An 11,740-nucleotide genomic window follows, 5' to 3' on the forward strand; every position below is an offset into this window, starting at 1 on the left:
AAGCGGGTTATTGTAATCCCTCTTTGCTTTCCTTTTTCGCTTCGACCTTCTCGACGTCGCGATACCAGCGCGGGTGGTGTTTCTTCGCCCAGCGGCGACTCACCTTACCTTCGATCATCCCTTTAATCGATCCTTTCACCCAGAATGCCATATACATATGGATGAGGATGGCGTGCATCAGGATGATGCCTGCCGCCGCATGGATCAGCAGGCTGTAACGCACGACCTGCATCGGGAAGAACTGCGCAAAGTACGGACGCCAGATAATCACGCCCGTCACCAGCAGCACGAAAATCATGCTCATGATCGACCAGAACATCATTTTCTGCCCGGCATTGTACTTACCGACATCGGCGACTTTGTGTTCATTGCCCTTCAGTACTTCCACAATATTCTTCAGCCACGGAAGATCTTTCTTGTCCGGGATGTTGTGGTGTACAAAGCGCACAAACATGAACATCAGTGCGACAAAAATCGCTACGCCGAAGAACGGGTGCAAAATACGCCCCATCTGCGGCGTCCCGAAGGTTTGCGTCAGCCATTGCAGCGTCGGGAAGAAAAACGCAATTCCCGACAGCGACACCAGGAAGAAGCAAATCACCACCGTCCAGTGACAGGCGCGATCGATAAATTTCGTGCGCACAATCATTTTCGACTTACTCATGATGGTCCTCCTCTTCATCGTCCACTTCCTTGTTCGGGCCAATACCAATGTAGTGATAGATAAGCCCGGCGAAGGTGGCGATAAACCCGGCGGCAGCCAGAGGTTTCAGCGCCCCTTTCCACAAGTTGATAGAGGTATCGATCTGTGGATCTTTCGGTAAGCCGTGATACAGCTCCGGCTGGTTCGCGTGATGCAGAACGTACATGACGTGCGTACCGCCCACACCTTGTGGGTTGTAAACACCGGCATGTTCGAAACCGCGCGCTTTGAGTTTCTCCACGCGCTGCTCCCCCATCTCCAGCATCTCTTTCTTGGTGCCGAAATGGATTGCCCCGGTCGGGCAAGTTTTCACGCAAGCCGGTTCCTGACCGATACTGACGCGATCCACACACAGCGTACATTTATAGACGCGGTTGTCCTCTTTATTGAGGCGCGGAACATTAAATGGACACCCGGCGATGCAGTAGCCGCAGCCAATACAATGTTCGGACTGGAAATCAACAATCCCGTTAGCGTACTGGATGATCGCGCCGGCAGACGGGCATGCTTTCAGGCAGCCCGGATCTTCACAGTGCATACAGCCGTCTTTACGAATCAGCCATTCCAGCTTGCCGTTCTGTTCGGTTTCGCTAAAACGCATCACCGTCCAGGATTTCGCGCTGAGATCGGCCGGGTTGTCATACACCCCGACGCAATGACCTACCTCGTCACGAATGTCATTCCACTCGGAACAAGCCACCTGGCAGGCTTTACAGCCTACGCAGGAGGAGACGTCGATCAGTTTTGCGACTTCCGCTTTATAATCACGCGCCTGGGGAGGCGGCGTGATCGGGTTTGTTGCAGACCGTTTGATGATGTCCTGCGTTTCCAAAGACATATGTTCGCCTCCCTTACGCCTTCTCGATGTTAACTAAAAACGCTTTATATTCCGGCGTTTGCGAGTTGGAATCACCGACATTTGGCGTCAGGGTGTTCGCGATATAGCCTTTCCGCGCAACCCCTTCAAAGCCCCAGTGCAGCGGAATACCCACGGTTTCAACCTGCTGACCATTGACGTTCAGCGTTTGCAGACGTCGGGTCACCACGGCAACCGCCCGGATGAATCCACGTTTGCTGCTGACTTTCACTGCGTCGCCGTTGGCAATCCCTTTCGAGGCCGCCAGGTTTTCGCTGATTTCCACAAACTGCTCTGGCTGAGCAATCGCGTTCAGCAGTGCATGCTTGGTCCAGGTGTGGAAATGTTCGGTCAGACGATAGGTTGTACCGACATACGGGAACTGATCTTTCTTGCCCATACGCCGCGCATCTTCTTCGTACAGACGAACGACCGGGCTGGAGATCACGTTCGGGTGCAGCGGGTTGGTGCCCAGCGGCGTTTCCATCGGCTCGTAGTGTTCCGGGAACGGCCCTTCCGCCAGCTTATCGATGGCGAACAGACGTCCCAGCCCTTCCGGCTGCATGATAAACGGCCCGGTTGCGCTACCCGGTGCGGCGGTGTTGAAGTCCGGGATATCGTTCCCCGTCCACTTCGACCCGTTCCACTGAATCAGCATCCGTTTCGGGTCCCACGGTTTACCCTGTGGATCTGCCGAGGCGCGGTTATACAGTACGCGGCGGTTCAGCGGCCATGCCCATGCCCAACCCAACGTATTGCCGAGACCTGACGGGTCGGCGTTGTCACGGTTAGCCATCTGGTTGCCCTGCTCGGTCCAGCTGCCGGTATAAATCCAGCAGGAGGACGACGTCGTTCCGTCATCGCGTAACTGGGCAAAACTGCTCAGCAACTGGCCTTTCTTCGCCAGCAGGACGCCGTTGGCGTCATAGAGATCTTCCAGCGCGTAGCCGTTGTTCTCTTTCGCAATCTCTTCAGATTCAGGATGATCCGGCTGTTTGTAGTCCCAGCTCATCTTCAGCAGCGGTTCAACGCCTTTACCCCCTTCGCTGCGATACATCTCGCGCAGACGGTGGTAAATACCGGCCAGAATTTGGCCGTCGTTGCGGGCTTCGCCCGGCGCATCCTGACCTTTCCAGTGCCACTGCAACCAGCGGCCAGAGTTGGCGATAGAGCCATCTTCTTCGGCAAAACAGGTTGACGGCAGACGGAAGACTTCAGTCTGGATCGACGCCGGATCGACGTCGTTAGACTCGCCGTGGTTCTGCCAGAACGTGGAGGTTTCCGTCACCAGCGGATCAATGACCACCATGTACTTCAGCTTGCTCAGCGACTGCACCACTTTGTTTTTGTCCGGGAAGGACGCAACCGGGTTAAAGCCCTGACAGATGTAGCCGGTCACTTTACCGCTATCCATCATGTTGAAGTATTTAATGACGTCGTAGGCCTGATCCCACTTCGGCAGCCATTCAAAGCCCCAGTCATTCTCTTTCTGCGCCGCATCGCCGTAGAATGATTTCATCAGACTGACGAAGAACTTCGGATAGTTGCCCCAGTAGTTCACCTGGTCAGCCAGCGTGGCTTTCGGCGTGTTTGCGCTCAGATAGGTTTGCAGATCCGCCTGCTTCTCAGACGGCAGGGTCAGATAACCGCTCAGGCTGGTGGAAAGCAGACCTAAATCCGTTAACCCCTGGATGTTAGAGTGGCCGCGTAAGGCGTTGACGCCACCGCCTGCCATCCCCATGTTGCCGAGCAGCAACTGGATCATCGCCATCGTACGGATGTTCTGCGCGCCAACGGTATGTTGCGTCCAGCCCAGCGCGTACAGGAAGGTAGTGGTACGATCGGCAGCGCTGGTGGAGGCCAGCACTTCACACACTTTCAGGAAATCGGCTTTTGGCGTACCGCAGATGTTTTCGACAACATCTGGCGTATAGCGGGAAACGTGTTGTTTCAGCAGATTCCATACGCAGCGCGGATGGCTCAGCGTCTCATCACGTTTTGCATAGCCGTTTTCGTCGAACTGATAATTCCAGGATGACTTGTCATACTGGCGTTTTTTGGCGTCATAGCCGCTAAACAGACCATCATCGAAAGCAAAATCGTCCCGCACCAGCAGGCTGGCGTTGGTGTAATGCTTAACGTATTCGGCATTTATTTTATTGTTTTCAATCAGATACAGCAGTACGCCGGACAGGAAGGTAATGTCTGTACCGGAACGAATAGGCGCGTAAATATCCGCGACCGAGGCTGTACGTGTAAAACGTGGATCGACGACAATCAGCGTGGCGTCGTTGTTGTTTTTCGCTTCTATCGCCCAGCGGAATCCCACCGGATGTGCTTCAGCGGCGTTACCGCCCATCACCATAACGACGTTGGCGTTTTTGATATCAACCCAGTGGTTGGTCATCGCACCGCGACCAAATGTTGGAGCAAGACTTGCTACCGTTGGTCCGTGTCAGACGCGTGCCTGGTTGTCTACTGCCAGCATGCCGAGGGAACGCGCGAACTTCTGCGTCAACATGCCTGTTTCGTTACTGGCGGCGGAGGCGCAAAGCATCCCCGTGGAAAGCCAGCGGTTTACCGTTACGCCCTGTTCGTTCTTTTCAATAAAGTTGGCGTCACGGTCGGCTTTCATCAGCTTTGCGATGCGGGTGAACGCGTCATCCCAGCTAATGCGTTGCCATTTATCTGAACCGGGCGCGCGATACTCCGGGTAACGCAAGCGGTTTTCACTGTGTACATAGTCCAGCAAACCTGCGCCCTTCGGACACAATGCGCCACGGCTGACCGGATGATCCGGGTCCCCTTCGATGTGATAAATTGCTTCTTTTGCGTTTTTTGCTCCATCGCCCAGGCTATACATTAATAGCCCGCAACCTACGGAACAGTATGTGCAGGTGTTTCGGATCTCTTTAGCGCGTAACAGCTTATAATTTCGCGCTTGAGCCAGTGCCATTTTGGGTGCAAAACCCAGAGCAGCGACTGTTGTTCCCGCCATACCGCCCGCGCAGATTTTAAAAAATTGTCTGCGGCTGACGTCCATTGCTTTCCTCTTTTTTCCAGGGATGTAACTTCGCGAGGAAACTAACAGCAATATCCATAACTTTTTTGCGTCAAATCAATAACGAATCGGTTCCGCTACTAAATAGTTCTTTTTGTCGAGTTTATATACCACCAAAGGAGTATCAGAAAGACAATGAATTAGCGCGGGAAGGTGTAAAAGTGCTATAAATTTCAGCGATATTTTTTTGACCAGGAATGGGGATAAACGGAGAGAATGACGACACAAAAAGCAACGTTAATTGGACTTATTGCCATCGTACTCTGGAGCACGATGGTCGGGCTTATTCGTGGGGTAAGTGAAGGACTTGGGCCTGTTGGCGGCGCCGCCGCTATTTATTCGCTAAGCGGATTATTGCTCATCTTTACCGTTGGGTTCCCCAATATTCGTCGTTTTCCTGTTCGTTATTTAATCGCTGGCAGCGTACTGTTTGTCAGTTATGAAATATGTCTGGCGCTCTCGCTGGGATATGCAGCAACGCGTCACCAGGCGATTGAAGTCGGCATGGTCAACTATTTATGGCCCAGTCTGACGATTCTTTTTGCTATTTTGTTCAATGGACAAAAAACAACCTGGCTGGTTGTTCCAGGATTAATTGTCGCGTTAACCGGCGTCTGTTGGGTTTTAGGCGGTGAACATGGACTCCATGCTGATGAAATTATCAGCAATATTTCAACCAGCCCATTAAGCTATTTTCTCGCTTTTCTCGGCGCATTTATCTGGGCAACCTACTGTACCGTCACTAACAAATATGCCAGAGGGTTTAATGGCATTACGATATTTGTCCTCCTCACTGCTGCAAGTTTATGGGTACATTATTTTCTGACGCCGCAGCCGGAGATGATTTTTAGCACGCCTGTCGTTATCAAACTGTTTTCTGCTGCCCTGACGTTAGGATTTGCTTATGCAGCATGGAACGTGGGTATTTTGCATGGCAACGTCACGATTATGGCTGTGGGGTCCTATTTTACCCCGGTGCTGTCATCTGCGCTGGCCGCTGTCCTGTTAAGCGCGCCGCTGTCATTTTCATTCTGGCAAGGTGCGGTTATGGTGTGTGCGGGTTCCCTGCTTTGTTGGTTAGCGACGCGTCGCGCCTGAAGTCAGTGGTTGGGGCGGATTATCTTTCGAGTTCTGTGGCTGCCCCGACTCTCTTCCTGCTGTATTAATTTCGGTTAAATGAATATTGCGATCGGCGTTATTTCTTCGAAAATTCTTATTTGCTTTTTTTCTGGCTTCTTGCCATATAGTTATTTAAATGAAAATTTGTTGTTGCTGATGAATGGCGAACGGAGTGTATAATACTTCATCACTTGTTTTGTTTTTGTTAAAATTATGATATTCAATTGATAAAATAAAGCATTTTATGTTCATTTGTAACTGTATTTTCGTATATAGTCAGCACGCGTGACTAGAGACAATAAAACCATCACCCGCAAAACAATTCCTTTTGAAAATATATTATCTCAGGATATACCCATCTAAAATTAATACCATGAGATCTATTATGTAGATCTGGATCACACAACTTCAAATAATTTGTAATCTTATGAAACTTATTATTGAATTAGTACCATGACGTCTATTAAAAATAGTCTGCCATTGACAAGCGGCCTCGTTTAGAAATGGTTTAGGAAACACGCTAAGAAAATTATAAGGATTAATTAAAATGAAACTTAAATTAGTTGCAGTGGCAGTGACTACCCTGTTGGCAGCAGGTGCGGTAAACGCAGCTGAGGTATATAACAAAGACGGCAACAAACTGGACCTGTACGGTAAAGTAACCGCTCTTCATTATTTCTCTGACGACAAGGGTGATGATGGCGATAAAACTTATGCGCGTCTGGGCTTCAAAGGCGAAACTCAGATCAATGACCAACTGACCGGTTTCGGCCAGTGGGAATATGAATTCAAAGGCAACAACGACGAGTCCAACGGCACCAAAGGCAACAAAACGCGTCTGGCGTTCGCTGGTCTGAAATTTGATCAGTTCGGTTCTCTGGACTACGGCCGTAACTACGGCGTCGTTTACGACATCGGCGCATGGACTGACGTTCTGCCTGAGTTCGGTGGCGATACCTGGACCCAGAGCGATGTGTTCATGACTGGCCGTACTACCGGCGTTGCAACCTACCGTAACACCGACTTCTTCGGTCTGGTTGAAGGTCTGAACTTCGCTGCTCAGTATCAGGGTAAAAACGAACGTAGTAACAGCGATAAAATCTACGGCGCTGACATCACTAAAGCGAATGGCGACGGTTTCGGTATCTCCTCTACCTATGAGTTCGACGGTTTCGGCGTGGGTGCATCTTATGCAAAATCTGACCGTACTGACGCGCAGGTGAATTCTGCTGCGAACGAACTGAACGCAGGCGGTAAAAACGCAGAAGTTTGGGCTGCTGGTCTGAAATACGATGCGAACAACATCTACCTGGCGACCACCTACTCTGAAACCCGCAATATGACTGCTTACGGCAGCGATCACATTGCGAACAAAGCGCAGAACTTCGAAGCTGTTGCTCAGTACCAGTTCGACTTCGGTCTGCGTCCGTCCATCGCTTACCTGAAATCCAAAGGTAAAGACATCGGTAGCTGGGGCGACCAGGATCTGGTTGAGTACATCGATGTGGGCGCGACCTACTACTTCAACAAAAACATGTCTACCTACGTTGATTACAAAATCAACCTGGTTGACGACAGCCGCTTCACCGAAGCAGCTGGCGTTAGCACTGACAACATCGTTGCTGTTGGTCTGACCTACCAGTTCTAATCTTTCCTGATTTGAACATAAGCCAGCCCATGATGGGCTGGCTTTTCTCCAGATGTTGATCCGGTCATAAGGAGTATGCCGTGCAAACGTTCACAGGACGTTGCCTCTGTGGGCAGAGTCATTTTACCGTTGACGTTGAAATGCTCGATGTTTATGCCTGTCACTGCACGCTGTGTCAAAAATGGTCTGGTGGTATTGCGATGTACCTGGAAGCCTGCGGTCGTCCGCTTATGGCTCCCCATTCACCAGAGCCCTCTCACTTCTCTTCTTCTTTGCGTGGCGAACGCTACTTCTGTTCAGGTTGTGGGTGTCCGCTGTGGTTCCGGCTGACGGAAAGCGACCGCTATTTTATGCCCTGGACGCTGTTGGAATTAACCGAAGATGAGCGGCGTCGTCTGATCCTGGCAGCCGAAATCTATACCGAAACGCAACCTGCGTTCTGGCGGTTGACGGGGCAATACGCTCGCCTGAGCGGTAAAGAGATCGAAGCGATGGATTACCCCTGTCAATTAGCACATTAGGTTAGCCGCGTTTTACTTTTGCCAGACTAAACCACATCCCTACCGCTAACAGAATTAACATGCTTCCGGCACTGCTCAGCGCCACGCTGTGCGACCAGGTAAACGCCTGTCTGGCGGCGTCCAGTATCGCCTCACCAAGTGAAGGCGAGAGCGTATCCGCCAGCTGCACCGCTTCTCCCATTGACGACGATGCGCGTTCGATTTCCTCTGCGTTCAGGTCGGAAGGAAGCAGGATAGATGCGGAAAAGCTGCGGCTTAACAACAAGCCAAAGATTGCAATGCCAAGCCCGGCGCCCAGTTCATAGGCCATGGTTTCTATCGCCCCGGCCGCCGCCGCTTTTTCTGCGGGCGCAGCGGCCATAATGGCGGCAGTAGAGGCGAGCAACGCGCTGGCGGCGCTAAAACCCAGCAGCGCCATCAGGCACCAGGCCTGCCATTGCTGCGTGCTGAAATCCGTCATTGCCAGGCCATAAAAGCTCAGCGCGCTTAGCGCCATGCCGCCAGTCGCCACTGTTCGCAATCCCAGTCGTGAAACCAGCATCCCGGCAAGGGGGCCGCTGAATCCACTTGCGAGCATCACTGGCAGCATAAACAGCCCTGCTTCATACGGCGTTAAGCCATGAACAAACTGAAGCTCCTGCGCCATCAGCAACTCGAAGCCGACCAGCGTGATCATCGCCGTCATCGCCATCACAACGCCGCTCAGAATGATGCGATGCGTAAACAGACGCATATCGATCATCGGGCGCGCTGCGGCGAGCTGCGTGCGGATAAACATGCCCAACAACAGCGCGCCGATCATCAGCGTCAGGGCGATAACGCCGCTGGCCAGTTGCCCTTTCAGCGCGGTTTTCGCGCTGTATACCAGCAGCAGGATGGCGATAATCAGCATGACCGCATGGCTAAAGTTCAATGGCTGATCGCGGCGACCGGACTGGCGAGGCACAAAGCGCGCCGTTAACGCCATCACCACCAGAACAATGGGTACATTGATCAGAAAGACCGATCCCCAGTAAAAGTGCTCCAGTAACATACCGCCGACCAGCGGGCCGAACGCGGCGCCGCCCGACCCTACGGCCGCCCAGACGCCAAGCGCCATATTACGGTGACGGGCCTCAGAAAACGTAGCGCGGATACCGGCCAGCGTCGCCGGAACAATCATCGCCGCGCCGATAGCCAGAATCGCACGGGTAGCGATCAGCCAACTGGCGTTGTGGGCGAATGCTGCCGCCAGCGACGCAAGACCGAATAAGCCTCCCCCCAGCAACAGCAGGCGTTTAAAGCCGATTCGATCGCCCAGCGCGCCCATCGGCAATACCATCCCTGCCATCACCAGAGAATAAATATCAATGATCCACAACAGCTCGTTGCCACTGGCGCCCAACGTCATGCTCAGCGTGGGTGCGGCAACGTGCAGCACCGTTGCATCAATCGCAACAGGGATGTAGACCAGTACAATAATCATTAACGTTAACCACTGACGAAACATAAAACGTCCTTTGAAAGCAAAAACTGAACACATGTTCAACTCTCGCGATCCTACGGAAAGTTGAACGCATGTCCAGCTTTTTGTTACACTGCGCCAACTGCGAAAATGGGAGAAAGCCATGAGTTATCTGAATCGGGATGAGCGCCGTGAGGTGATCCTGCAAGCGGCAATGCGCGTCGCGCTGGAAGAGGGATTGAGCGGCATGACGGTAAGGCGAATCGCGCAGGAAGCCGGCGTCGCGACCGGACAACTCCACCACCATTTCAGTAGTTCGGGCGAGCTTAAATCTCAGGTATTCGTTCGTCTGATTCGCACCTTGCTGGATGCCAGCCTGGTGCCTGAGCACTGCACCTGGCGCATGCGGCTGCACGCCATGCTGGGGAGTGACGATGGCGGATTAGAGCCCTACATTAAACTCTGGCGGGAAGCGCAGATCCTGGCGGATAACGACCCGGAAATTAAAAGTGCCTACCTGCTGACCATGCAAATGTGGCATGAAGAAACGACCGCCATCATTGAAGGCGGTCAGGAAGCAGGAGAATTTTCATTGGCCTCAGCCGCCGCTGATGTCGCCTGGCGATTAATCGCATTAGCCTGCGGGCTGGACGGCATGTACGCCCTCGGTATGCCTGAAATGACCGACCCTGCCTACCAGCAGCATCTGGACCGCATGATTACGCTGGAGTTATTTCGCTGATGTTATGCGTTAGTTAACAATGCATCTTTTGTATTTACATTTGGTAACACTTAAGCAACTTATTAACCGCCCTTCACTCCTCGTGGTCTCGCTTTTTTATCTATCCTTTCAATCAATATTCTTAAAAGTCTTCAATAAATTCTAAAAAGGGCCCGCGCGCCCTTCCTGGACTTATTTCTTTTTTTTCATGAACGACGTGTGCGTGTGAGGGCAATATGGCGCTACAAAATGAGAAAAATAATCGTTATCTTTTGAGTGACTGGAGGCCAGAACAACCCGCTTTCTGGGAAAACAAAGGTAAACACATTGCCCGAAGAAATCTTTGGATATCAGTGGCTTGTTTATTGCTCGCATTCTGCGTCTGGATGTTATTTAGCGCCGTCGCCGTTAATTTGAATAAAATTGGTTTTAATTTCACCACTGACCAGCTCTTTTTATTAACCGCTTTACCTTCGCTGTCCGGGGCTATATTACGCGTGCCCTACTCCTTTATGGTACCTATATTTGGCGGGCGTCGCTGGACGATTTTTAGCACAGTTATTCTGATTATTCCCTGTATCTGGCTCGGTTTTGCGGTGCAAAATACATCCACCCCTTTTGGAGTATTTATTATCATTGCGCTGCTGTGCGGTTTTGCTGGCGCTAACTTTGCCTCCAGTATGGGCAACATCAGTTTTTTCTTCCCGAAAGCAAAGCAAGGTAGCGCCCTCGGCGTGAACGGCGGTTTAGGCAACCTTGGCGTCAGCGTGATGCAACTTGTCGCCCCGCTGGTGATTTTCCTGCCCATGTTCACTTTTCTGGGCGTACAGGGCGTGCCGCAGCCCGATGGCTCGCTGCTTTCGCTGACGAATGCCGCGTGGATCTGGGTGCCGTTATTGCTTATCGCGACCCTCGCAGCCTGGACCGGGATGAATGATATCGCCAGTTCGAAAGCCTCTGTCGCTTCTCAACTGCCGGTGCTGAAACGCTTTCACCTTTGGCTGCTCAGCCTGCTCTATCTCGCCACCTTCGGTTCTTTTATCGGTTTCTCCGCAGGATTCGCCATGCTGGCGAAAACCCAGTTTCCCGACGTCAATATTCTGCAACTGGCCTTCTTTGGCCCGTTTATCGGCGCGCTTGCGCGTTCTGCGGGCGGCGTTATTTCTGACAAGTTCGGCGGCGTTCGCGTCACGCTGATTAACTTCGTTTTCATGGCGCTGTTTACCGCCCTGCTGTTTCTGACATTACCGGGCTCCGGCTCAGGAAGTTTTATCGCCTTCTATCTGGTGTTTATGGGGCTTTTCCTGACGGCGGGCCTGGGAAGCGGCTCGACCTTCCAGATGATTGCGGTCATTTTCCGCCAGATCACGATCTACAGAGTGAAACTGCGCGGCGGCTCAGATGCGCAGGCCCAGCGTGAAGCCGTGACCGATACGGCCGCCGCCCTCGGTTTTATCTCTGCGATTGGCGCAGTCGGCGGTTTCTTTATCCCTAAAGCTTTTGGTTCTTCTCTGGCGTTGACCGGCTCGCCGGTTGGCGCAATGAAAATCTTTCTGGTGTTTTACATCGTTTGCGTACTGGTGACCTGGCTGGTTTATGGTCGCCGTAAACCGGCAGCAACAAAAAAATAAAACATATTCATCACAGGTTCGGACGTAGGCCGGATA

At 52.1% G+C, this 11,740-nt stretch carries 9 protein-coding genes; 5 read left to right on the forward strand and 4 right to left on the reverse strand.

Annotated elements, in window-relative coordinates; genetic code table 11:
• Window positions 1–7: 7 nt before the first annotated feature.
• The 3 genes from fdnI to fdnG are packed head-to-tail and all read right to left on the reverse strand — an operon-like array spanning window position 8 to window position 4,602.
• Window positions 8–664 (reverse strand): formate dehydrogenase-N subunit gamma, encoded by a 657-nt coding sequence (fdnI, locus tag OGV50_RS00720; RefSeq protein ID WP_012132388.1) that lies wholly within the window; start codon window positions 662–664, stop codon window positions 8–10.
• On the reverse strand, window positions 657–1,541 hold the full coding sequence (gene fdxH, locus OGV50_RS00725; RefSeq protein ID WP_012132387.1) for a formate dehydrogenase subunit beta: 885 nt from the start codon (window positions 1,539–1,541) through the stop codon (window positions 657–659). Before fdxH ends, fdnI begins: the two co-directional genes overlap by 8 nt.
• 13 nt (window positions 1,542–1,554) lie before the next feature.
• Window positions 1,555–4,602: a formate dehydrogenase-N subunit alpha gene (gene fdnG / locus OGV50_RS00730; protein WP_077956900.1), complete on the reverse strand. Its 3,048-nt coding sequence runs from the start codon at window positions 4,600–4,602 to the stop codon at window positions 1,555–1,557.
• Between the two features lie 234 nt (window positions 4,603–4,836).
• Between fdnG and yddG the strand changes: the two genes are divergently transcribed.
• The 3 genes from yddG (at window position 4,837) to OGV50_RS00745 (ending at window position 7,908) form a co-directional block, all read left to right on the forward strand.
• Window positions 4,837–5,718, forward strand: coding sequence for an aromatic amino acid efflux DMT transporter YddG (gene yddG, locus OGV50_RS00735; protein ID WP_200090617.1), 882 nt, complete (start codon window positions 4,837–4,839; stop codon window positions 5,716–5,718).
• A 568-nt stretch (window positions 5,719–6,286) separates the two neighbouring features.
• Window positions 6,287–7,387: a porin OmpC gene (ompC, locus tag OGV50_RS00740; RefSeq protein ID WP_047463657.1), complete on the forward strand. Its 1,101-nt coding sequence runs from the start codon at window positions 6,287–6,289 to the stop codon at window positions 7,385–7,387.
• 80 nt (window positions 7,388–7,467) lie between these two features.
• Window positions 7,468–7,908 (forward strand): GFA family protein, encoded by a 441-nt coding sequence (locus OGV50_RS00745; protein ID WP_024130326.1) that lies wholly within the window; start codon window positions 7,468–7,470, stop codon window positions 7,906–7,908.
• 1 nt (window position 7,909) lies between these two features.
• Here the strand turns inward: OGV50_RS00745 and OGV50_RS00750 are convergent, their stop codons facing one another.
• Entirely contained in the window at window positions 7,910–9,397 is a 1,488-nt protein-coding gene (locus tag OGV50_RS00750) for an MFS transporter (RefSeq protein WP_200090618.1), read from the reverse strand.
• A gap of 118 nt (window positions 9,398–9,515) precedes the next feature.
• On the opposite strand from OGV50_RS00750, the gene OGV50_RS00755 reads away from it, so the two are divergent.
• Window positions 9,516–10,094 carry a TetR family transcriptional regulator gene (locus OGV50_RS00755; protein WP_058669179.1) on the forward strand — a complete coding sequence of 193 codons (579 nt, stop codon included), beginning with the start codon at window positions 9,516–9,518 and terminating at the stop codon, window positions 10,092–10,094.
• 215 nt (window positions 10,095–10,309) lie between these two features.
• Complete coding sequence (locus OGV50_RS00760) at window positions 10,310–11,704, forward strand: NarK family nitrate/nitrite MFS transporter (RefSeq protein WP_012132378.1); 1,395 nt, start codon at window positions 10,310–10,312, stop codon at window positions 11,702–11,704.
• Window positions 11,705–11,740: the final 36 nt, after the last annotated feature.

The organism is Citrobacter sp. CK180 (genome assembly GCF_030333655.1).
Classification (GTDB): Bacteria; Pseudomonadota; Gammaproteobacteria; order Enterobacterales; family Enterobacteriaceae; genus Citrobacter_B; species Citrobacter_B koseri.